Source organism: Curtobacterium sp. ISL-83, from assembly GCF_018613895.1.
Classification (GTDB): Bacteria; Actinomycetota; Actinomycetes; order Actinomycetales; family Microbacteriaceae; genus Curtobacterium.
Map to the genome: position 1 here is coordinate 196,526 of NZ_JAGGPH010000007.1, position 23,683 is coordinate 220,208.

Consider the following 23,683-nt stretch of genomic DNA (forward strand, 5'->3'; position numbering starts at 1 on the left):
GTCGTCACGTGATGGGGGCCCCGTTCCCGTCGTAGGCCGTCTTCGACTCGACCTCTGTGGCGACGCGGTACGTCGTCACAGTCGGCTGCGGGAACTTTGGAGGGGTGTACGTGGAAAGGCTCGGATCGAACTTGTAGGACTTGTCGTACCCCTGCCCGCTGGCGAGCCCGACCGCTCCACGGAAGTTCTGAGCGATCGAGCCGCTCACCGTCAGGGTGCCGCGACCAGCTGAAGAACCCCTCGTCCAGTTCTGGACGACGAAGGTCCCGCTGTTCGACAAGATCGCCGCATCGATCTCGCGGTCATTCGGCAGGATCGCTCCGTTGCTCGGGTTGATGGGGTTCCAGACCCAAACGGCGCGCTGGCCGATGAGACCGAGGATGGTCGACGCCGAGCGCGTCGTGGGGTACTTGATGTCGCCGGTGACGTAGAGGTAGTTCTCGGCAGCGATCGTGACCGCCTTGTCGACCGTCCCTTGGACGAACGCGTCGCCGCGGTCACACCCGTAGGGGTTGGTGACCGCAGCACCTGCCCCGGCGGTGGGATCGACCTCGGATGTGGCCGTGCTGCTGCCGACGTAGGGGTACCCGACCCCGTTCGCCTTCAACGTCGTCGCCCCGTTCGGGCCACCAGCCGCTGACGTCGCATCGCATGCGGTCGCGGTGCTCTTCAGCTGGGCATTGCCCTTCCAGTAGTTGGGGTCCTGAACCGGACCCGGTCGGGCCGCCGGCTCGTTCTGGACGAAGATCAGGTTGTTCTTCGGGATGGCCACCCTCGCGCCGGTACTGCTCCGGAGCGCGGCAACAGGGCCGCACTTCGCCTCGGAGGTTGTGGTGTCACCGCCGGTGATCACCGCGCCCGCCGTCGGCGTCGCTCCGGTGACTTGCGAGAAGATCGTCATCGGAGACCGGACCGTCATCGTGCCGTCTCCGTTGAACACGATCTTGGTCGGCCCCGTGTACAAGCACCCCGCGCCTTCCACCGTCCCCGTGGTCGACGGAAGGTCCGTTCTCGTGAAGTCGCGGAGGTTGCCGATGGTCGCCGGCGGAGTCAACGTCGATGACGTGGTCGGGTTGGAAGCGTACCGACCAACGGTGCACCCGCTGCTCGAGACGCCGAACACGCTCTGCACGGTGCTCTTGAACTGCGCGCCGCACACCTTGATCTGGTCGTTCGACCGGACAGGGCCCTCCAGCACGTCGTTCCCGCCGAACTGGATCTGGTCGCACGTCGCGGCCGTGGCAACGGGCCGGTAGGCCGAGGTACAGGGAGTCGTTCCGGTCGAGGTCTCGTTCGTGACCGTGGGGTCGCCGGACTCGTAGTTGGTGAAGTACAGGTAGTTCGAGAACCCGTCGGGGCGGACGTTCGCGATGACCGTCCGCGTCGTGTTGCCCGAACGGCCCGTCGACTGCAGCCGGATGACGCCCTGTGATGACAGCTTGCTGTTGTCGACCGCGTACCGGAAGGACGAATCGCTGCCCGTCCCGTCCCCCGTGGGTACCGTGACCCACGGCTGCCCGGCCTGGTCGCTGAACGCTGGGTTCCCTCCGAGGCCTTTCGGGAAGTTGCTGAGCGAAGCGTGACTGAACGGGGCGGCAGGATCCCCGTAGTTGCCATAGGTGTTGTCGGCGTTCAGCCGAGACTGGTAGTCCGCGACACCGGCGTAGGCCGCTGCGATCGCACGGTTCCATGCGCGGTCCGTCGAGGTCACGCGAGCTCCGGACGTCGCCACCGCAACCATTGTGGCGACGAGGAGCATCACGACGGTGCCGATGCCGACCACGGCGACCAGCGCCATCCCCCGCTCGTCGTCGTGCCTTCTCATTGCACGGAGCAGACGGATCATCAAGACGCCCCCATCGCGATGTTCGGCAGGCTGGCTGAGTTCGTCAGCGTGACGGCGTTCGGGTCCGAGGTGGACGAACCCACCGTCAGAGCGATGTCGACGGTCCGGATGTTCGGGAGGTTCGCTGCTGAGACCGGCGAGGTGAGCGAACCGAGGACGTTCCCGACGCTGTCCTTGAAGCTGAAGGCCGTGGCGTTGACGGCAGAGGACACGAGGGTCCGTGTCGAGCTCGGCGTCACCGAGAGTGCGGCCGCTGACCCGAGGGGAAACGCGAAGTACGACGAATTCCCCGCGACGGCGGTTCCGTTCCACTTTGTCTCGGTGACGCGGTCGGCGACCGGGTCGAGCGTGAGCTGGACTTCCACGGCCTGGGAAAGCGTCGAGTCGAGGTTCACGTAGGCGAAGAACCGGACCGAGGTTGCGCTCGCGTATTGGAACGCGTACTGCGAATCATCGCCGGTCGGGACCGGGTTGTCAGTTGCTGCGCGGAGCATGCGTTCCATCTCGTTCATCCCTGCCGAAGCGGCACGCGTGTTTTGGCTGGTCGAACTCGCTGTGAGGGATGCCTTCTGCGCGGACACGAGAAACGAGCCGGCTACGGTGAGGACGATGAGCGAGAGCGCCATCGCGACCAGCAGCTCGACCAATGTCAGTCCACGCTCGTCCACTCGAGCGGCACGGAGGACTCGCCGGATGCAGGTGCTCATGACGCGGGCACCGTCCGCGGGTCGAGCGTGACCACGTTGCTCGCGGAGGTCACCTTGAGGTTGGTCACGTTCGGATTGGAACCGATCGTCGGCACAGCAGCACTCGGCTGCCCACCGACTGCGCTCGTCCCAGTGAGCGTCCACGTCCCGAAGGGAAGAGCGATGGTGGTCGCCGTGGCAGCGGTCATCCCGGTGAAGGTGTAGGTCGTCATCGCGCAACCGGGATCACCGTTCGGCACTGCCGTCGTGTTCTTCACGGTTGCCACGAGGACGGAGTCGCTACCGCCCATCTTGACGTTGAAGACGCCCATCGGCGCCCTGGCCGTCGCCGTGGTCGGCGTCGTCGGGTTGAACCCGGGGGTCGAACCGTCGGTCGCGTTGAAGATGTTCGGCGACACGCCGAGGTTGTTGGCCGTGGGCCATGCGGTCGGGTCGACGTTCTTGCAGGTGCTGCTGTAGGCGCCGGCGATCGTCGTCCACGCGTAGGGGAAGAGCGTCGTCGACATCGTCGACACGGTCTTCACTGTGTCGTTGTAGCGGTAGGTCGTCGGAAGCGACGTCGGGAGCTTCACCGAGACGCCGTCCTTGAGGTTCAGCGGGCTGCCCGTCGTCGCCGTCACCGCTTGGTCGTACTGGAAGGACTTGTTCCCCACCCCGCCAGGCGAGGTCGTGACGTCGTAGTACGGAGCGGTGGCGCCGGAGGGGTCGACGTCGCCCGCCTTCGTGATGGTGACCCGGTAGGTGCCGGGAGTGATGCCCACCGCGTAACTGCAGCCGTTCGCATCAGTCGCCGCGGGCGGATTGGACAGACCGGTCGCTCCTCCCGACAACGGAGCGATTGTCACCGCGACCCCTGTGTTCGGCCCTCCCGACGCTGTCTGCACTCCCACCACGATGGTCGACGCCGACGCGCTCGAGACGGCCGACGATGGTGAGATGAGCGAGTCGAGCACTACGTTCTTCTGTCGCGGCGACGTTCCACTCGTCCACGAGACGGTGATCGACACGCGCTTGTACGCCAGCACTCCGGTCCCCGCCCCGCAGGGGTTGTCGGACCCATCGGAGTTGATCCAGTTCGTCGTCCGCGTGACCGTGTAGTTCTGGTTCCCGACGGGCTGCGTCGACACGTCGTTGTCGAGCGTGAAGACGTCCTTCGTGCTCCGTGCCGAGTCGAGCGCCTGGTTCGCCAGGTTGAGAGCAGCTTCCCGAGAGCGATTGTCCTGCGTGAGGTAGAGCGTCGCGACGATACCTGCCGCGACCCCAGCAGCGATCATCGCGAAGATGGTCATCGCGACCATCACTTCGATGATCGAGAACCCCTCGTCAGATTCTCGGACCGCGCGGAGGCGATCGACGATGCGTAGCAGCATGCTCAGCCTCTCCAGGGCGACGGTTAGTAGGTCGACGACAGGCCGTGACGGTAACGTCACGGCCTGTCGATACGGCTTCGATCAGCAGGTGGAGCCGGTGACCACACCCGACGTGTCTGAAGCACAGAAGGTGGCGCCCGTCGAGCTGGTGCCCACGACCTGGAACGTTCCGGCAGTGGTCGACGTCCCAGCCGTCGTCGTGTACGCGAGCTGCGTGGTGTTGCCACTGAGGCTCGCACCCGCGCTCTTGAGGGTGGCGGGGAGCGCCGTGGCGCCAGTGCCGCTGCCATAGGTCCCGGCAGTCGGCAGCGAGCCCGTGTTGGTCTGGATGGCAACGACCGCAGTCTTGAAGTTGGTGACGTCCGACTTCGCACTCGAGTCCTTGGCGTTGTTCTGCACACCGATGTAGACCGGGATCGCGATCGCGGCCAAGATGCCGATGATGATCACGACGACGAGGAGTTCGATGAGCGTGAAGCCCTTTTCCTCGTCCTTGAGAAGACCCTTACGGCGAGCGTCGAGCTTGCCCATGAGAGCGAAGTACATGGTCGTTTCCATTCTTCCGGGAATGCGTGTGGGTGATTGCCGGGGACTGCTCCGCCGCCGAACCCAAGCGTATTCAGCCGTTTTTCCTGGCGGAATCCCGAGAACGGGGGGTCAGGGGGTACCAAAATGCCCCCAGTGCCGGGGGTGCGCGAACGCCGATCACCCCCATCGGAGGGTGATCGGCGGCCTGAGCTACTTGATGAGCGACGAGATCTGGAAGATCGGCAGGTAGAGCGCGATGATCATTCCGCCCACCACCACGCCGAGGAACCCGATCAGGAGCGGCTCGATGAGCGACGTGAGCGCCTCGGTCGACGCTTCGACTTCGTTGTCGTAGAAAGCGCCGATCCGCTCGAGCATCAATTCCATCGAACCGGCATCTTCACCGACGGCGATCATCTGCGAGACCATCGTCGGAAACACTGTTTCACGCTGGAGCGGCGCGGCGATGGATTCGCCCTTCCGAACCGATTCGGACACACGGTGCAATGCACGTTCGACCACGATGTTGTTCGAGACCTGCCCGGCGATCTGCAATGCCTCGAGAATCGGAACTCCTGCCCCGATCATGTTCGACAGGTTCCGCGCAAAACGCGCCATCACGATCTTCCGGTTGAGCAGACCGAAGACGGGCAACCGTAGTTTCAGGGGGTCGACGACACTCCGGAACCGGTCCGAGTTCTTGTTCGCACGCCACCACAACCAGGCGAGCACCGCGAGCACTGCGAGCACCGGGCCGACGTAGATCATGGCGTGCGAGAGGTAGACCAGCATCATCGTCGGGAGCGGCAGCTGGCCACCCAGCGACGCGAACATGTCCTGGAAGATGGGGACGATGAAGACGAGCATGATCACCACCGCGATCAGGGACATGCACAGTACGACGACCGGGTACGTCATCGCCGACTTGATCGTCGCGCGGAGTTTGTGCTCCTTCTCGAAGTTCGTCGCGATCGAGTCCATCGCCTGATCGAGGAACCCGCCGGTCTCCCCCGCGCGGATCATGTTGATCATGATCGGCGGGAAGTCCACCGGGAACTTGGCGACCGCGTCGGAGAACGAGACACCGCGTTCGACGTCATCGCGGACCTTGCTGATGATCTCCTTGAGCTTCTTGTTGTCCGTCTGGTCCGCCAGGATCGACAGCGCACGGAGCAGCGAGAGCCCCGACGACAGCATCGTGGACGCCTGCCGGGACATGATCGCCAGGTCCTTCAGGCCGACGCCCTTCTCGAACCCGGGGATCTTGATCTCGGTCTGCAGCCCGGTGCCGGCCTTCGCCTCGGTGATCGCGATCGGCGAGACGCCCATGCCCCGCAATCGCTGCACGACCGCACCCTCGGACGACGCGTCGAGCCGCCCCTTCACGAGCTTGCCCGCGCCATCGCGCCCTCGGTAGTCGTAAGCGAGCGACATCAGTGGCCTCCTGAGTACTTGTCACCGAAGTCGATCTCGGACGCGGCGATGGCCGCGGCGGACGAGTCGGAGGGGGATTCGACACGCTGCACCAGCCGGTCGAAGCCGTCGAGGTCGTGCACCTTCTCCATCGCCGCCACGCGCGTGATGGTGCCGACGTTCACCAGCTCGGCGAGGTCCTGGTCCATGGTGTGCATGCCCATGTCACGGCCCGCCTGCATGGCGGAGGTGATCTGGTAGGTCTTGCCCTCGCGAACGAGGTTGGCGATCGCCGGCGTGGTCTTCATGATCTCGGTCGACACGACGCGGCCGGCGCCGTTGGCCTTCGGCACGAGCGTCTGGCAGACCACGCCTTCGAGCGTGGCGGCCAGCTGCGTCCGGATCTGGCCCTGCTGGTGCGGCGGGAACACGTCGATGACGCGGTCGATGGTGCCCGGGGCGCTCTGCGTGTGCAGGGTCGCGAACACCAGGTGGCCGGTCTCGGCTGCGGTCAGCGCGACCGAGATGGTCTCGAGGTCGCGGAGCTCGCCGATCAGGATGACGTCCGGGTCCTGGCGCAGGACGTGCTTCAGCGCGGAGGCGAACGAGTGCGTGTCCGCACCGACCTCGCGCTGGTTGATGAGCGCCTTCTTGTGCTCGTGCATGAACTCGATCGGGTCCTCGACCGTCACGATGTGGTCGGCACGGGTCTCGTTCACCAGGTCGATGAGCGCCGCGAGGGTGGTGGACTTGCCGGACCCCGTCGGCCCCGTGATGAGCACGAGCCCGCGCGGGAGCTTCGCGAACTCCGCGACGTGGGCGGGGATCCCGAGCTGCTTGAGGGTCTTGATCTTGGTCGGGATGATGCGGAAGGCAGCACCCCAGTTGCCGCGCTGCTGGTAGAAGTTCACGCGGAAGCGGTAGTCCGCGGACAGCGAGTACGCGAAGTCGAGTTCCTGATCGCGGTCGAACTGCGCGAGCTGCTCCTCGGTCAGGAGTGTCCTGAGCGCCGCGACGACCTTGTGACGTGCCCACGGGCCTCCCGGCACGGCGGGTCGCAACGCACCGTCGACGCGCACCGTCGGCGGTGCGTCGGCGGTCACGTGCAGGTCGGACGCGCCCTGGTAGACCACCTGCGCCAAGGCGGTGATGAGGTCGGGGTCCGCGTCTTCACGCGCGTGGCGCGTGAAGCCGATCTCCGGCGAGCCGTCGGTGACGGTCGCGGTGCGCGCCGGGGTCGAGCCGGACGGGAGGATCGTGGTCGGTTCCGCGGGCACCACCGGCAGGTGGTGGGTCGGCGCGTCGGCGTACCCGTAGGAGGCGGTCGCCGGCGGGACGACGGCGCTCGGTGCTGCCGGGTCGGCGTACGGCTGCGCCACCGGGACCGCGACGGGGTGTCCCCCGGGGGCAGGCCAGCCCGACGCACCGGTGGGGGCCTGGACGGTCCCGTCCGGCTCGGCTGGGGCGACCGGGGTCGACCAGCCGGACGGGTCGGCCAACAGGTCCGTCGACAGGTCGTACACGGGCACGGGCACGGCCGGGGCGGTCACGGCCACGCCGGACTGCTCCGCTGCTGCGGCTGCGAGGCGCGCGGCGCGACGGCTGCCGATCTCGGTCCCGGGTCGGCCCGGGTGCCAGCTGTCGGCCGCCGGGTCGTCCCCGCCGGGCGAGAGGTCGTAGACGGATTCGTCCATGGTGTCTGCTCCCCGTCCGCTACGCAACCACGCGCAGGATCTCGTCGACGCTCGTCATGCCGAGCTTGACCTTCTCCCACCCGTCCTGACGGAGGGTGAGCATGCCTTGGTCCTGGGCGACGCGGCTGATCTCGGCACTCGAGGCCCGGCCGACTGCGAGCCGCTCGATCTCCTCGGTGACGATCATCACCTCGTGCAGGGCGATCCGGCCGCGGTAGCCCGTGTGCGAGCAGACGGCGCAACCGATGGGTGCGAAGAAGTCCGGCACGGAGGTGTCGGCCTCGGTCAGGAACCCGAGGGCCTGCAGCTGCTCGGTCTCGTACACCGCGGGCGCCTTGCAGCGGTCGCAGAGCCGGCGCGCCAGGCGCTGGGCGACGACGGAGTCGAGCGCGGACCCGACCAGGAACGGCTCGATGTCCATCTCGGTCAGCCGCGTGATCGCCGAAGGGGCGTCGTTGGTGTGCAGCGTGGAGAGCACGAGGTGCCCGGTGAGCGATGCCTCGATCGCGATCTGCGCGGTCTCGTGGTCACGGATCTCACCGAGGAGCACGACGTCGGGGTCGGACCGCAGGATCGACCGGAGGGCCGACGCGAACGTCAGACCCGCCTTCGGGTTCACCTGCACCTGGTTGATCCCGGCCATCCGGTACTCGACCGGGTCCTCGACCGTGATGACGTTGATCTCGGGCTTCGCGACCGCGTTCAGCGTCGTGTACAGGGTCGTCGACTTGCCCGAACCGGTCGGGCCCGTGACCAGGATCATCCCGTAGGGCTTCGAGTAGGACTTCTGGTACTTCCGGAAGTTCTGCTCGAGCAGGTTGAGGTCCTTCAGGGACATCGACGTGTTCGTGTTGTCGAGGATCCGCATGACGACCTTCTCGCCCCAGACCGTGGGCAGGGTCGCGACACGGAGGTCGATCTGCCGCCCACCGTGGCGGACCGACATGCGGCCGTCCTGCGGCTTCCGTCGTTCGGCGATGTCGATGTCGCTCATGATCTTCAGGCGGCTGATGACGCCGTTCTGGATGTTCTTGGGCGCCGGCGCCATCTCGTGGAGCACGCCGTCGATGCGGTAGCGGACCCGGACCTCGTGCTCACCCGGCTCGATGTGGATGTCCGACGCGTGGTCCTGGATCGCCTGCGAGACGAGCAGGTTGACGAACCGGACGATCGGCACGTCGTCGAGGGAACCCTCGGTCAGGTCGACCTGCTGCTTCGACTGTGCCGATGCCTCTTCCTCGAGGGAGCTCGTGAGGTCGTTGAGCTCGTCGTCCGCGCGCAGGTACCGGTCGAGCGCTGCGACGAGGTCGCGTTCGTCGACCTGGAGGGGCTTGATCGGACGCCCCGAGGCGGCCCGGGCGTCGTCGATCGCGAGGACGTTCGTGGGGTTCACCATGGCGAGGACGAGGACCTCACCCTCGAACCCGATGCCCAGCACGCCGTGCCGACGACAGAGCGCGGCCGGCAGCATGGACACCGCGGTGCCGTCGACCGGGTAGTCGGTGAGGGGGACGGTCTTCGAGTTGTGGGAGGCGGCGCGCGCGGTGATGTACTGCGCTTCGCTCACCAACCCCTGGTCGACGAGCGATCGGATGGACCGGTCGTCCATCTCTTCGTCGCCGGTCATCGAGTCGAGGTGCTCGATCGGCAGGGCTCCGTTGAGGATGAGGATCTCGGACAGCGTGGCCATGTGCCCCGGAGCCTCCAAGTGATCGCGCGTGGGTCGTCGATGACGGCGTCGCAGGGGTTCGACGCCCGTCCAAGGTATGTCTGCGTCCAACCGCAGCCGCAGTCCCACAACGAGGGGGCGACGGGGTTTCCCTGCCCCCAGTGCAGGGGGACGCGGTTGCCGGGCGGCGTGGTCCCCCGGTTCAGAGGGCAGTCGACGCGGTGACGTGCACCGATCCGGCGACGAACCCCAGCCGCTCGTAGATCCGGCCGGCACCGCTCGGGTTCTCGGCGTCGACGTCCAGCGCGGCGGCGGACAGCCCATCGTCGCGCATCGCCTGCAGCGCGCTGTCGAGCACGACGGGCGCGAGACCACGGCCACGAGCGGACCGGACGACCCCGACCCAGTGCACGTACCCGAAGCTGCGGCCACGAGCAGCGAAGGCAGCTGGATCGACCTCGACGATGGCGAACGCCAGGACGGCGCCGTCGGCATCGAGCACGACCCGTGAGAGGTCCAACCGGCACTTCTCCGCGGTGAGGAACCCCCGCCAGTCCGACGCCACCATCGGCTGCGACCCCCAGTGGTCGCGGAAGGCGTCGTTCTTGGCGAGCCGGAGGGGCTCGATGTCGTCCGTCGTCGCCGGACGGACGACGAGCCCCTCGGGAACGGCGGGCACGGCGACCGGGTGCTGGTCGTCGAACACGACCTGCATGTCGAGCCAGTGCCGTGTCGGGGCGAAGCCGAAGCGCGCGGCGAGCCCGAGGGCAGGGGACCCCTGTCGGGCACCCACCTCGATCGTTGCCGGGAGGTCGAGATCGACTGCTGCGAGCCGTTGGCGCCCGCGCTCGACCTGCCACCCGAACACCCGCCGCCCGATGCCCGCCCCGCGGTGGTCGGGCCGGACCGCGCCGTCGAGCACGATCCGGGCCGCGGTGACCGGGGAGGGAACGCCGATGACGATGCCGTACGCCTGCACATGCCCATCAGCATCGACGGCGACGATGGTGTCCCGGGCGACGTCGAGCCCTTCGGTGGACAACGTCCGCTCGAAGTCCGCTGTGGAGGGATGCGCGCCGGGATCGTCGAGCGCCGCGGCCTCGATCGCGACCCCGTGGACCGCCACGAGGTCCTCCGTCGAGCCTGCGCGGAACGTCACGCCGCCGATCGCCTCCGGCAGGTCGAGGTGTGTCGGGGCCGTGATCCGTTCGCGCAGCGTCGCCATCCGTCCACCCTGCCAGAGCAGCCGGAAACCCCCTGGCAGAGCAGCCGGAAACCCCTCGACGGACGGGCGCGCGCGGGACATGATGAGGCATGGACATCACGAGCGTGACCGTGGGGTTGCCCGTCACCGACATCGAGGCGTCCTGCCTCTGGTACGGCGCGGTCTTCGAGCGCACCGAGCCGGACCTCGAACCGGAGGAGGGCGTCGCCGAGTACGAGGTCGGCGGCATCTGGATCCAGCTGTACGAGGACGAGCACGCCGAGGAGAACCCGGTGAGCGTCCGGTTCGGCGTCGATGACGTCCGCGCCCAGCACGCACGGATCGGTGCGCTCGGCATCGACATCGGGCCGGTCGAGTGCGTCGACGGCGCCACGAACTGGTTCGACGTCCGCGACCCCGACGGCAACGTCCTCAGCCTGTACTCACTCGTCGACGAGAAGGGCCGCACCGCCTGACGCACCACGCGGTGCCCGGGGGGCGCTCGGCTGTCAGGTGCTCGCCCAGTGCAGCGCCAGTGCGGTGGCGATGATCCCGAGCACGACGAGGAAGGCAGCGGGCGCGCGCGCGTTCTCGCGGTCGATGATTCCCGCAAACGTACTGAGTGTCACACCAGCGGCGCCCGCCGCGACGGCGAGTGGGGTCTCGAGCACCACCGCGATCGGTGCCCAGAGCGACACCACCACCGCGATCACCGCGATCACGTCTGCGCTCCGCTTGCGCCGCCTGGCGCTCGTTCCGTCCATGGTCCATTCCTCGGCGAGGTGAGGAGGAGAACTCGACGCCGCCTCCTCGCACGGCGGCGCGGTCTTCTGGCTCCGCTCCAGGTCTGGACCTGGGCGCCATCACCGGCGCACCAACATATCAGGTACGGACGGACGGTTCTGGTTATGGCGATGACCGACTGGAGGCGCGTGGCGGCGCCGCACCGCTCCTCCAGACCGAGGGCGCAGCCACAAACGTGAACGGCCCCCGCATCCGAGGATGCGGGGGCCGTTCACGTCAGATCAGGCTCAGTTGTACGTGCCCGGCGTGAAGTCGTCCGACGAGAAGCTGTCGAAGTCGACGAAGCTCAGGTCGGCGTCCGAGAACGACGAGTCGTCCGCGAAGATGCGGTTGGGGTACCGCTCTGCCTTCGCTTCTTCCGTCGCGTTCACGTCCACGTCGCGGTACCGGCTGAGGCCCGTCCCGGCAGGGATGAGCTTTCCGATGATGACGTTCTCCTTGAGGCCGACGAGGTGGTCCTCCTTGCCCTCCATGGCCGCCTGCGTCAGGACGCGGGTGGTCTCCTGGAAGGACGCGGCGGACAGCCACGACTCGGTCGCGAGGGACGCCTTGGTGATGCCCATGACCTCCTGGCGGGCCGAGGCGGTCTTGCGACCCTCCTGCAGCGCCGCACGGTTGATCTCGTTGTACCGCGAACGGTCGACGAGCTCACCCGGGAGGAGGTCCGTGTCGGCGTGGTCGACGACCGTCACCTTGCGGAGCATCTGGCGGACGATGACCTCGATGTGCTTGTCGTGGATCGGCACACCCTGCGAGCCGTACACGTCCTGCACACCGTTGACCAGGTGCTTCTGGACCTCACGGACACCCTTGACGCGAAGGACTTCCTTCGGGTCGACGGTGCCGGCGATGAACTGCTCGCCGAGCTCGACGTGCTGCCCGTCCTCGATGAGGAGGGTCGCACGCTTGAGCACCGGGTAGATGAACGGCTCGTCGCCGTTGTCCGGCGTGAGGATGATCCGACGGCCCTTGTCCGTGTCCTCGATCGTGGCGCGGCCGGGGGCCTCGGCGATCGGGGACGCGCCCTTCGGGGTCCGCGCCTCGAACAGCTCGGTGACACGCGGCAGACCCTGGGTGATGTCGTCGGCCGAGGCCGAACCACCCGTGTGGAAGGTACGCATCGTCAGCTGGGTACCGGGCTCACCGATGGACTGGGCGGCGATGATGCCGACCGCCTCGCCGATGTCGACGAGGTTGCCCGTGGCGAGCGACCGGCCGTAGCACTGCGCGCAGACACCGACGGCCGACTCGCAGGTCAGGACCGAGCGCACCTTGATGCTCTCGACACCGGCCGCGAGCAGCTGGTCCAGCAGGACGTCACCGACGTCGGAGCCGGCGTCGGCCACCTGGTTGCCCGAGGCGTCCACCGCGGGCGTCGCGAGGGTTCGCGAGTACACGGTGTTCTCGACGCGCGGGTCGCGGACGAGCGTGCCGTCGGCACCCACGGTCGCGATCGGCAGCTCGAGGCCACGGGTCGTGCCGCAGTCGTCCTCGCGGATGATGACGTCCTGCGAGACGTCCACGAGACGACGGGTGAGGTACCCGGAGTCCGCGGTCCGGAGCGCGGTGTCGGCAAGACCCTTGCGAGCACCGTGCGTGGCGATGAAGTACTCCGCTACGGTCAGGCCCTCGCGGTACGAGTTGATGATCGGGCGGGCGATGATCTCGCCCTTCGGGTTGTTCACCAGACCACGCATACCGGCGATGTTCCGGACCTGGAGCCAGTTACCACGAGCACCGGAGGACACCATGCGGTTGATGGTGTTGTCCTTCGGGAAGTTGTCGCGCATCTCCTGCGCGATCTCGTTCGTGGCCTCGGTCCAGATCTTGATCAGGTCGGCGCGACGCTCGGAGTCGGTGATCAGACCCTTGTCGAACTCGCCCTGCACCTTGGCGGCCTGGATCTCGTAGCCCGCGATGATCTCCTTCTTGCGAGGAGGCGTCACGACGTCCGACAGGGCGACGGTCACACCGGAGCGGGTGCCCCAGTAGAAGCCGGCGTCCTTGATCCGGTCCAGCGCAGCGGCCGTCTCGGTCTTGGAGTAGCGCTCCGCGAGGTCGTTGACGATCGCGGAGAGCACGCCCTTGTCGGTGACCTTCTGGACGAACGGGTAGTTCGCCGGGAGGGTCTCGTTGAAGAGCGCACGGCCCAGGGTCGTCTCGACCAGGACGGTGTCGCCCTGCTCGTAGCCCTCGGGTGCTTCACCCTCGGCGAAGTAGACGTCCTTCATGCGGATCTTCGCGAGCGCGTTGAGGTGCAGCGTGTGCTGGTCGTTGGCCAGGATCGCCTCGGCGACCGAGGAGAACGCGCGGCCTTCACCGACGGCGCCCTCACGGACGGTCGTCAAGTGGTGCAGACCGATGATCATGTCCTGTGCGGGCAGGGTCACCGGACGGCCGTCCGACGGCTTGAGGATGTTGTTCGAGGCGAGCATCAGGATGCGGGCCTCGGCCTGGGCCTCGACCGACAGCGGCAGGTGCACCGCCATCTGGTCACCGTCGAAGTCCGCGTTGAACGCGGCACACACGAGCGGGTGGAGCTGGATGGCCTTGCCCTCGACGAGCTGCGGCTCGAACGCCTGGATGCCCAGACGGTGCAGCGTCGGCGCACGGTTCAGGAGCACGGGGCGCTCGCGGATGATCTCCTCGAGCACGTCCCACACCTGCGGGCGCGAACGCTCGACCATGCGCTTGGCCGACTTGATGTTCTGCGCGTGCGACAGGTCGATCAGGCGCTTGATCACGAACGGCTTGAAGAGCTCCAGCGCCATCTGCTTGGGCAGACCACACTGGTGCAGCTTCAGCTGCGGGCCGACGATGATGACCGAACGGCCCGAGTAGTCGACGCGCTTGCCGAGCAGGTTCTGGCGGAAACGACCCTGCTTGCCCTTGAGCATGTCGCTCAGGGACTTGAGGGCGCGGTTGCCGGTACCCGTGACGGGACGTCCACGACGACCGTTGTCGAACAGCGCGTCAACGGCTTCCTGCAGCATGCGCTTCTCGTTGTTCACGATGATCTCGGGAGCACCGAGGTCGAGCAGGCGGCGGAGACGGTTGTTGCGGTTGATCACACGACGGTAGAGGTCGTTGAGGTCCGACGTGGCGAAGCGGCCACCGTCGAGCTGCACCATCGGGCGCAGCTCCGGCGGGATGACCGGCACGACGCCGAGCACCATCGCGGCCGGCGAGTTGCCGGTGGCGAGGAAGGAGCTGACGACGCGCAGGCGCTTGATCGCGCGGATCTTCTTCTGACCCTTGCCCTCGGAGATCTGCAGACGCAGGGCCTCGGCCTCGGCGGTCAGGTCGAACGCCTCGAGCCGCAGCTTGATCGCCTCGGCGCCCATGTAGGCCTCGAAGTAGATCCCGAAGCGGTCCTGGAGCTCGTGGAAGACGGCGTCCTCGGGCTTGAGGTCGCCCACCTTGAGGTTGCGGAAGTCCTCCCACACACGCTCGAGACGGGTGATGTCCTCGTCGAACGACTTGCGGACCTGGGACATCTCCTTCTCGGCGGTGTCCTTGGTACGGCGCTTGACGTCGGCCTTGGCGCCCTCTTCCTCCAGCGCTGCGAGGTCGTCCTCGAGCTTCTTGAGGCGGTCGGCGATGATCGAGTCGCGCTGACCCTCGAGGTTCTTGATCTCGAGGCGCATCTCGTTCTCGAGACCCGGCATGTCCGCGTGACGGCCGTCCTCGTCGATGCTGATGATCATGTACGCGGCGAAGTAGATGACCTTCTCGAGGTCCTTCGGCGCCATGTCCAGCAGGTAGCCCAAGCGCGACGGAACGCCCTTGAAGTACCAGATGTGCGTGACGGGGGCGGCGAGCTCGATGTGGCCCATGCGCTCACGACGGACCGAGGACTTGGTGACCTCGACGCCGCAGCGCTCGCAGACGATGCCCTTGAACCGGACTCGCTTGTACTTGCCGCAGGCGCACTCCCAGTCGCGGGACGGCCCGAAGATCTGCTCGCCGAACAGACCGTCCTTCTCGGGCTTCAGGGTGCGGTAGTTGATGGTCTCCGGCTTCTTGACCTCGCCGTACGACCACTGGCGGATGTCATCGGCCGTGGCGAGGCCGATCCGCAGTGCGTCAAATGAAGTTGCTTCGAGCAATGTTCTTCTCTCTTGCTGAATTCGAAACGTGTTCGGGCTGGCGGGGATCAGATGTCGTCGACGGAGGACGACTCGAACCGCGAGGAGATGTTGATGCCGAGCTCTTCAGCGGCACGGAAGACCTCGTCGTCCGTGTCGCGGAGGCTGACCGCCTGGCCGTCCGCCGAGAGGACCTCGACGTTCAGGCAGAGCGACTGCATCTCCTTCATGAGGACCTTGAACGACTCCGGGATACCGGGCTCCTGGATGTTCTCGCCCTTGACGATCGCCTCGTAGACCTTCACGCGGCCGAGGATGTCGTCGGACTTGATCGTCAGGAGCTCCTGGAGGGCGTACGCGGCGCCGTACGCCTCGAGCGCCCACACCTCCATCTCACCGAAGCGCTGTCCACCGAACTGCGCCTTCCCACCCAGCGGCTGCTGCGTGATCATCGAGTACGGCCCGGTCGAACGCGCGTGGATCTTGTCGTCGACCAGGTGGTGCAGCTTGAGGATGTACATGTAGCCGACCGACACGGGCTCCGGGAACGGCTCGCCGGAGCGGCCGTCGAAGAGCTGCGCCTTGCCGGACGAACCGATCAGACGCTCGCCGTCGCGGTTCGGGAGGGTCGAGTCGAGGAGGCCCTCGATCTCACGCTCGTACGCACCGTCGAACACCGGGGTCGCGACCTTGGTGCCCGGCGCTGCGCTGTGCGCGGCCTCGGGGAGGTGCTCGGCCCACTCCTGGATGCCCTCGACCTGCCAGCCCTGCTTCGCGAGCCACCCGAGGTGGATCTCGAGGACCTGACCGAAGTTCATGCGTCCGGGGACGCCGAGCGGGTTGAGCACGATGTCGACCGGCGTGCCGTCCGCGAGGAACGGCATGTCCTCGACCGGCAGGATCGTCGAGATGACGCCCTTGTTGCCGTGACGACCGGCGAGCTTGTCGCCCGCGGTGATCTTGCGCTTCTGGGCGATGTAGACGACCACGCGCTGGTTGACACCAGAGCCCAGTTCGTCGTCGCCGTCCTGCGAGTCGAACACCTTGACGCCGATGATCGTGCCCTCTTCACCGTGGGGCACCTTCAGCGAGGTGTCGCGCACCTCACGCGACTTCTCGTTGAAGATCGCACGGAGGAGGCGCTCTTCAGCGGAGAGCTCGGTCTCGCCCTTCGGCGTGACCTTGCCGACCAGGATGTCGCCGGGGCGGACCTCGGCACCGATCCGGATGATGCCGCGCTCGTCGAGGTCGGCCAGGAGGTCCGGGCTGACGTTCGGGAGGTCGCGGGTGATCTCTTCCTTGCCGAGCTTGGTGTCGCGGGCGTCGACCTCGTACTCCTCGATGTGGATCGAGGAGAGCGTGTCGTCCTTCACGAGGTTCTGCGACAGGATCATCGCGTCCTCGTAGTTGTAGCCCTCCCACGGCATGAACGCGACGAGGAGGTTCTTGCCGAGCGCGAGCTCGCCGTTCTCCGTCGCGGGGCCGTCGGCGATGACCTCGCCCTGCTCCACACGCTCGCCGGCCGAGACGACCACGCGGTGGTTGTAGCTCGTGCCCTGGTTGGAGCGGTCGAACTTGCGCAGGTAGAAGGTCTGCGTGCCACCCTCGTCGAGCTGCAGGGTCACGGCGTCGGCCGAGACCTCGGAGACGACACCGGCCTTGTCGGCGATGAGCACGTCGCCGGCGTCGATGGCGGTGTAGCCCTCCATGCCGGTGCCGACGAGCGGCGACTCGGAGCGCAGGAGCGGCACGGCCTGGCGCTGCATGTTCGCACCCATGAGGGCGCGGTTCGCGTCGTCGTGCTCGAGGAACGGGATGAGCGAGGTCGCGACCGACACCATCTGGCGCGGCGAGACGTCCATGTAGTCGACCTCGTCCTTGGCGACGAGTTCGACCTCGCCGCCCTTCTTGCGGACGAGCACCTTGTCGTCGGCGAAGTGGAAGTCGCTCGTCAGCGGGGCGTTGGCCTGCGCGACGACGAACTCGTCCTCTTCCGAAGCGGTCAGGTAGTCGATGGTCTTCGTGACCTCACCGTTGACGACGCGACGGTAGGGGGTCTCGATGAACCCGAACGAGTTGATCCGACCGAAGGACGCGAGCGAGCCGATCAGGCCGATGTTCGGGCCTTCCGGGGTCTCGATCGGGCACATGCGGCCGTAGTGCGACGGGTGGACGTCACGGACCTCGACGCCGGCACGCTCACGGGACAGACCACCCGGGCCGAGGGCCGACAGACGCCGCTTGTGCGTCAGGCCCGCGAGCGGGTTGTTCTGGTCCATGAACTGCGACAGCTGGCTGGTCCCGAAGAACTCCTTGATCGCGGCGACGACGGGACGCACGTTGATCAGGGTCTGCGGCGTGATGGCCTCGATGTCCTGCGTGGTCATGCGCTCGCGGACGACGCGCTCCATGCGGGACAGACCAGTGCGGACCTGGTTCTGGATGAGCTCGCCCACCGCGCGGATGCGACGGTTGCCGAAGTGGTCGATGTCGTCCACGTCGAGGCGGAGCTGCACGGGCTCGCCGTCACGGATGCCGTCGATCGTGGTGCGCTCGGCGTGCAGCGACACCAGGTACTTGATCGTCGCGACGATGTCCTGGACGGTCAGCACCGAGTCGCTGAGCGGCGCGTCGATGCCGAGCTTGCGGTTGACCTTGTAGCGGCCCACCTTCGCCAGGTCGTAGCGCTTCGGGTTGAAGTAGAAGTTGTCGAGCAGCGCACGCGCGGCCTCGGCGGCGACCTGCTCGCCCGGGCGCAGTTTGCGGTAGATGTCCTTGAGCGCCTCTTCCTTGGTGAGGATGGCGTCCTTCTCGAGGGTCGACTCGATCGAGGCGAAGCCCTGGAACTCCTCCATGATCTCTTCGCTCGTCAGGCCGAGGGCCTTGAGGAAGACCGTGACCGACTGCTTGCGCTTGCGGTCGATGCGCACGCCCACCTGGTCGCGCTTGTCGATCTCGAACTCGAGCCAGGCACCACGCGACGGGATCACGCGAGCGGAGTAGATGTCCTTGTCGGACGTCTTCTCCTGCTGCCGCTCGAAGTACACGCCCGGCGAGCGGACGAGCTGCGAGACGACGACACGCTCGGTGCCGTTGATGATGAACGTGCCGCGCTCGGTCATGAGCGGGAAGTCGCCCATGAAGACGGTCTGCGTCTTGATCTCGCCGGTCATGTGGTTCATGAACTCGGCGTTGACGTAGAGCGGGGCAGCGTAGGTCTTGCCACGCTCCTTGCACTCGTCGATCGAGTACTTCGGGTCCTCGAGCTCGGGCGACGTGAAGCCGAGCTGCATCGTCTCGCCGAGGTCCTCGATCGGGGAGATCTCCTCGAAGATCTCCTCGAGCCCGGAGTGCAGTGCGAGGTCGGTGCGACCCTGCTCCTGCCCTTCGGCGAGGCGGGCCTTCCAGGCGTCGTTGCCGACGAGCCAGTCGAAGCTCTCCGTCTGGAGTGCGAGCAGATCGGGAACCGTGAGGGTGTCCGTGATCTTGGCGAACGAGAGTCGCGAGTGGTTGCGACCGTTCTTGGGGTTGGTGGATGCGTTGGGCGCAGCAGCCAAGGGTGTGACCTCCGGTAGGCCCCGTCGGGCCGGTACTGACGAGCAGCACGTAGGTGAGTGGATTGATCGCTCGGCGAACCCCGAGAAGAGAGCCCCGTGATCTCGACACACGATCGGGCACGGCAACACCGTGACCGGACACGTGGCATGATCTGGGTGAGCGGGTCCTGCCGCCATATACGGGACCGGCTGCACCGGGGCACGTTCTGAAGAACGTTGTGTCGACCGCAATATGACGACACGGATGCCAGGGAGCGCGAACTGTCATCATAAGTCGCTCCGGCGCGTGCTGTCCAGTCCTGGCTTGACCGGATTCGGCACTGGCGTGTATAAGCCCGTGGAACGGACCGGTATTCCCCCGATTCCGGGCGGTCACCGGGCCGGGTGCACGGCGCGGGTCGCCTGCTCTGAGCGGTCCCGGCCGCGGCCGTCCTCAGTCCGCGAGGGCCCGGAATGCGTCTTCTGGCCGATGCGTCCGGACGAAGGTCGAGCGCCCGCGGTCGTCGGTGAACTCGATCCCGAGTCCCGGCGTGAGGATGAGGGCGCGGACACCGTGTCGGCGCCGGAGTCCGAGTCCGCCGTACGTGGTGGCGTCGGCCTCCACCAGGTGTGCGTCCACGATCCGACGGCGTGCGATCCGTCGTGGCGGGAGCGGCCGGAAGTGCAGGACGACGGCGTCGTCGGTCACGTCGAACCCGGCCCGGGCGACGAGGAGCAGGACGCCGACGACCACGGCCACGAGTCCGGGCACCAGGAGCGCGGTCTCCGGGGCGTCGCCCGGCCAGCCGAGCACGGCCCCGCTGAGCGCGGTGCCCACGGCGAGGAGGACGCCGCCGGTCGCGCGCATCCAGATCGGCGCGCTGTCACGGTCGACGTGGAGCGGGCCGGTGCCGCCGGCGACACGGTCGGGACGGGAGGCGCGGGTCACCTCGGGCGGCCGGGTCGCGCGGACGACGCGGTGCGTGGGCACGTTCATGGTGTCGGCGGTCATGTCGGACTCCTGCGGGTTCGTGCCCCGTCGGACTCGTGGTCCGTCGGGTGGTGCTCGAGCGCTGTGCGGAGCGCGCGAGGGGACGCGGGCGGCACGGCGTCCTCGGCGGGCCAACACGGGCGGCGCACGGTGGGGTGTGCGTCGGCGGCGCGCACGCGTGGGCAGCAGGGCTGCGGACGGGGACGCCGCGGTCAGGACGCGGGCGGATCCGGGACGGGTGTGGGGCCCGCCGGGTCGACGCTCGCGAAGATGACGACTGCAACAACGGTACGTCGCGAGTCTTGGCGTCCGCTGTTCATCTCCCGTTCCCGTGGGTGAACGCCGCCTGGACAGCCGATGTGCGCGGGCCGGGGCGCTGCCCTCAGCCCACAGCGCCGCCCTCAGCCCAGGACGCGGGCGACCGCTTCGGCGCGGGTGCGGACGCCGAGCTTCGTGAAGACCTGGTTGACGTAGGACTTCACGGTCGGCACCGTGAGGAACAGCTCGGCCGCGATCTCCGGGTTCGTCCGGCCCCTGGCGATGCCCTCGAGCACGTCGGCCTCCCGCGGCGTCAGGTCCGGGAAGCGGTCGCGGAGACCCACCGGCTGCGCTGCCGGTGCACCCCCGGCGAGCTGCGCGACGAGCCGCGCGCCCACCGTCGCGTCGAACGTCGCCTGCCCGGAGGCCACCGACCGGATCGCGGTCGCGATCTCGGCCCGTCCGGCGTCCTTGGTCAGGTACCCGCGCGCGCCGGCGCGGAGGGCGGTCAGGATCGACTCGTCGTCGGCGAAGGTCGTGAGCACCAGGACCGCGACGCCGGGGTGTTCGGCCGTGATGCGGGCCGTCGCGGTGGGACCGTCGACGCCCGGCATCCGGAGGTCCATGAGCACCACGTCCGGCGGGTCCCGGTCGACCGCGGCGATGGCCTCCGCGCCGTCGGAGGCCTGGCCGGTGACCTCGAGGTCCGGCACGAGCGACAACACCGTCACCAGGCCGTCGCGCACGATGGCCTGGTCGTCGACGACGAGCACGCGGATCGTCACGGCGTCACCACCGGCAGGGACATCGAGACGACGAAGGACCCGTCCACCACGGACGCGTCGACGGTGGACGTGTCGTGCAGTTCGGCGAAGCGCTCCCGCATCCCGACGACCCCGCGACCGTCGGAGGCGAGCGGGTTCGTCACGGTGACCCGCACGGCGGAGCCGTCCCGGACCACCGAGACGACCACGGGGCGGCCAGGGGCGTGCCTGCGGGCGTTGCTCAGCGCCTCCCGGCTGACCGCCACGACCGCGTCGCGGTGGGCCGCGTCCAGGTCGGCGAGCGCCTCGTCGCCACGGACCGTGACCTCGCCGCCGAAGGAGCGGTGCGCGTCGACGAGGGCGGCGAGCGCAGCGGCCGGACGGGAGGCGCGACCCGCGTCCGCCACGTCGGCCGGCGTGGGTGGATCGTCGCGGAGCGTGCGGACGGCCCGTCGGGCCTCGGACAGCCCCTCCGCCGCGAGCGTCCGGGCCTCGGCGGCCCGGGTCGTCGCCTCGTCGACGCGGCCCGCCTCGAGCAGGGCCTCGACCGCGTCGAGCTGCAGGACGAGCCCGCCGAGCGAGTGCGCGAGGACGTCGTGCACGTCCCGGGCCGCCCGTGCCCGGCTCGCCAGGAGCTCCGCGCGCTGCTCCTCCCGCTCGCTGCGCCGCGCCTGTTCCTCGGTGAGCCGGAACTGCCGACGACTGAAGCCGATGAGGACCCCGAGCAGCACCCCGCCGCCCGTCCCCAGGACGAACTGGACCGACGTGTGCATCACCGTCGCGACCACCGCGATCACCACGATCGCGACGACGGCGGCCACGGTCGCGGTCCAGACCGGCAGGCGGAGGTCGGTGCCGAGCAGCACGATCCCGAGGATGACGGGGACGATCATCAGGGACTCGGTCGGCACCACGACCGCCGCGCCCGCCAGGATCATCACCGCGGCAGCCGACCGGACCACCCGGGTCGAGCGACTGGTCTCGCGGACCACCCACGCGGCGAGCGCCACCGCGCCGAGGACCCAGACCCACGCGGGGTGGTGCAGCGCGAGACCGTTGCGGGCGAACCAGAACGCGACGACCACGATGCCGAGGGCATTGAGGGCCCGGGACAGGCCCGGACGGGAGAGACCTCCCTCGCCGGTGTGTGCCGGGGGGAGGTCGGTCCGCGCGCGTTCACCCGGTCCGGGGGCGAACGGTGCGGGTTCGCCCGGTACGGGGTGCAGCGGCTGGGTCACCGGACCATCATGCCGCGGCCGTCGCGCGCACCGGTCGTCCCCGTGCCGCGCGGGATGCGCTGGTCGATGACGACGGCGCGGGCGGCGCGGTTCAGGGCGAGGGCCAGCAGGATCGTGCCGGTCGAGGTGAGCAGGTGGGCACCGAGGTGGCCACCGAGGACGTCGAGGCCGATGCGGACGACGATCAGGACGATCCAGAGGCTCGCACCGAGCCAGCCCGTGCGGGACTGCATCGTGCGGCCCCTGCCGTCCGGGGTGCCCACGATGCGGAAGCGGGTGATCGCGCCCATCGTCAGGCCGATCGCGATCGTGACCAGTGCCTCGATCCCGAGGAACACGATGTCGGCGGTCGTGATCGCCGCCTTCGTCTGTGCGAGGACCACCAGGCCGACCGCCCCCATCACGAGCGGCATGCGCCAGATGCGTGCCGGGTCGAGGTACTGCCAGGTCGCCTGACGGTAGGCGAGGAACGCGACCAGGGCGAGGCCGATGAGGACGTTGGCGAACAGCTGGACCGACATGGGGAGACCTTCCGGGAGCGGGGCCGGTGGGGTTCCCCGCCGGTGTTCCCATGCTCGTTCGGCGGCGTCGACCAGACCACCAACCAGGGGTGGGGACGCGGGTGGTGATCACGGTGGTGTTCCATTGGTGCATGGCTGATGCGTTCGACGGGTTCCGGATCGGTGCGGGCTACGCGGTCGTCGAACCGGACCGGCACCGGCCGGGGTCGTTCACCCTGGTGGTCGACGGGACGCCGCAGTCGCACGTCGACCTCGAGGACCCGACCCACCTGGCGTTCGAGTACATCCGGCGGATCGGGCACGCGATCGACCTGCTGCCCGCCGGGCCGATCACGGCGCTGCACCTCGGCGCGGGCGCGCTGACGCTCCCGCGCTACGTCGCGGTGACCCGGCCCGGCTCCCGGCAGCAGGTCATCGAGCTCGAGCGGGACCTGGTCGACCAGGTGCGCGAGGTCCTGCCGTTCCCGCGGGGCGCCTCGATCCGGGTGCGGTACGGCGACGCGCGCGAGGTCATGGAGAAGCTGCCCGCCGGCCTCCGCGGCACGGTGGACCTGGCGGTCGTCGACGTGTTCGGTGGGGCACGGATCCCCGCGCACGTGACGAGCGTGGAGTTCTACCGGTCCGTCGCGTCGTTCCTGTCGCCGACCGGTGTCGTCGCGGTGAACGTGGCCGACGGCGCGGGGTTGGCGTTCGCGCGGGGCCAGGCGTCCACGCTGCAGTCCGTGCTGCCGTCGGTCGCCGCGGTGGCCGACACCGGGATGCTGAAGGGTCGGCGGTTCGGCAACATCGTGCTGCTCGGGTCGCCGAGCCCGCTGCCGATCGAGGACATGCCGCGGCGGTACTCGTCCGACCCGATGCCGGCGAAGGTCGTGCACGGTGCCGAGCTGCGGGCCTTCACCGCGGGGGCGCCGATCGTCACGGACGCGACCGCGGTGGCGTCGCCCGAGCCGAACCGGAGCGTCTTCGGGGGCTGATCCGTGCGGCGGCGGCTGGCGCGGCGCGGCGCGGCGGCAGCGCGGCGTCCGCGCCCGCGCGCCGTCCCGGTGGTGCGA

17 protein-coding genes are annotated in these 23,683 nt (G+C 68.3%); 2 read left to right on the forward strand and 15 right to left on the reverse strand.

Annotated features, from left to right (window positions below; genetic code table 11):
- Window positions 1-4: 4 nt before the first annotated feature.
- From J7E22_RS05430 to J7E22_RS05465, 8 genes are all read right to left on the reverse strand, one after another.
- Window positions 5-1,798: a hypothetical protein gene (locus J7E22_RS05430; protein WP_214979664.1), complete on the reverse strand. Its 1,794-nt coding sequence runs from the start codon at window positions 1,796-1,798 to the stop codon at window positions 5-7.
- Between the two features lie 47 nt (window positions 1,799-1,845).
- Window positions 1,846-2,553 (reverse strand): prepilin-type N-terminal cleavage/methylation domain-containing protein, encoded by a 708-nt coding sequence (locus J7E22_RS05435; protein ID WP_214979666.1) that lies wholly within the window; start codon window positions 2,551-2,553, stop codon window positions 1,846-1,848.
- Entirely contained in the window at window positions 2,550-3,923 is a 1,374-nt protein-coding gene (locus J7E22_RS05440) for a prepilin-type N-terminal cleavage/methylation domain-containing protein (protein WP_214979668.1), read from the reverse strand. Before J7E22_RS05440 ends, J7E22_RS05435 begins: the two co-directional genes overlap by 4 nt.
- 81 nt (window positions 3,924-4,004) lie before the next feature.
- Window positions 4,005-4,469, reverse strand: coding sequence for a type II secretion system protein (locus J7E22_RS17865; RefSeq protein WP_285439842.1), 465 nt, complete (start codon window positions 4,467-4,469; stop codon window positions 4,005-4,007).
- Window positions 4,470-4,661: 192 nt separating this feature from the next.
- Window positions 4,662-5,885 (reverse strand): type II secretion system F family protein, encoded by a 1,224-nt coding sequence (locus J7E22_RS05450; protein ID WP_214979670.1) that lies wholly within the window; start codon window positions 5,883-5,885, stop codon window positions 4,662-4,664.
- Complete coding sequence (locus J7E22_RS05455) at window positions 5,885-7,558, reverse strand: type IV pilus twitching motility protein PilT (protein ID WP_214979673.1); 1,674 nt, start codon at window positions 7,556-7,558, stop codon at window positions 5,885-5,887. The genes J7E22_RS05450 and J7E22_RS05455 overlap by 1 nt, the downstream gene beginning before the upstream one ends.
- Before the next feature lie 19 nt (window positions 7,559-7,577).
- The gene (locus J7E22_RS05460; protein ID WP_214979675.1) at window positions 7,578-9,248 is read right to left on the reverse strand and encodes a GspE/PulE family protein; all 1,671 of its coding nucleotides are present in this window, start codon (window positions 9,246-9,248) and stop codon (window positions 7,578-7,580) included.
- 181 nt (window positions 9,249-9,429) lie between these two features.
- Window positions 9,430-10,452, reverse strand: a complete 1,023-nt coding sequence (locus tag J7E22_RS05465; RefSeq protein ID WP_214979677.1) for a GNAT family N-acetyltransferase — start codon at window positions 10,450-10,452, stop codon at window positions 9,430-9,432.
- An 89-nt stretch (window positions 10,453-10,541) separates the two neighbouring features.
- Between J7E22_RS05465 and J7E22_RS05470 the strand changes: the two genes are divergently transcribed.
- Entirely contained in the window at window positions 10,542-10,907 is a 366-nt protein-coding gene (locus J7E22_RS05470) for a VOC family protein (RefSeq protein ID WP_214979679.1), read from the forward strand.
- A 33-nt stretch (window positions 10,908-10,940) separates the two neighbouring features.
- On the opposite strand, the gene J7E22_RS05475 is transcribed toward J7E22_RS05470, so the two are convergent.
- The 7 genes from J7E22_RS05475 to J7E22_RS05505 form a co-directional block, all read right to left on the reverse strand.
- Window positions 10,941-11,195 (reverse strand): hypothetical protein, encoded by a 255-nt coding sequence (locus J7E22_RS05475; RefSeq protein WP_214979681.1) that lies wholly within the window; start codon window positions 11,193-11,195, stop codon window positions 10,941-10,943.
- 267 nt (window positions 11,196-11,462) lie between these two features.
- The gene (gene rpoC, locus J7E22_RS05480; RefSeq protein WP_214979683.1) at window positions 11,463-15,344 is read right to left on the reverse strand and encodes a DNA-directed RNA polymerase subunit beta'; all 3,882 of its coding nucleotides are present in this window, start codon (window positions 15,342-15,344) and stop codon (window positions 11,463-11,465) included.
- Between the two features lie 47 nt (window positions 15,345-15,391).
- Window positions 15,392-18,880, reverse strand: a complete 3,489-nt coding sequence (gene rpoB / locus J7E22_RS05485; RefSeq protein WP_214979685.1) for a DNA-directed RNA polymerase subunit beta — start codon at window positions 18,878-18,880, stop codon at window positions 15,392-15,394.
- Window positions 18,881-19,313: 433 nt separating this feature from the next.
- Window positions 19,314-19,871 (reverse strand): hypothetical protein, encoded by a 558-nt coding sequence (locus J7E22_RS05490; RefSeq protein ID WP_214979686.1) that lies wholly within the window; start codon window positions 19,869-19,871, stop codon window positions 19,314-19,316.
- A gap of 380 nt (window positions 19,872-20,251) precedes the next feature.
- Window positions 20,252-20,893, reverse strand: a complete 642-nt coding sequence (locus J7E22_RS05495) for a response regulator transcription factor (protein WP_214979687.1) — start codon at window positions 20,891-20,893, stop codon at window positions 20,252-20,254.
- Window positions 20,890-22,110 carry a histidine kinase gene (locus J7E22_RS18120; RefSeq protein ID WP_214979688.1) on the reverse strand — a complete coding sequence of 407 codons (1,221 nt, stop codon included), beginning with the start codon at window positions 22,108-22,110 and terminating at the stop codon, window positions 20,890-20,892. The genes J7E22_RS05495 and J7E22_RS18120 overlap by 4 nt, the downstream gene beginning before the upstream one ends.
- A complete protein-coding gene (locus J7E22_RS05505) occupies window positions 22,107-22,631 on the reverse strand; it encodes a hypothetical protein (RefSeq protein ID WP_214979689.1) in 525 nt (174 codons plus the stop codon). Before J7E22_RS05505 ends, J7E22_RS18120 begins: the two co-directional genes overlap by 4 nt.
- Before the next feature lie 131 nt (window positions 22,632-22,762).
- On the opposite strand from J7E22_RS05505, the gene J7E22_RS05510 reads away from it, so the two are divergent.
- On the forward strand, window positions 22,763-23,605 hold the full coding sequence (locus J7E22_RS05510) for a spermidine synthase (RefSeq protein ID WP_214979690.1): 843 nt from the start codon (window positions 22,763-22,765) through the stop codon (window positions 23,603-23,605).
- Window positions 23,606-23,683: the final 78 nt, after the last annotated feature.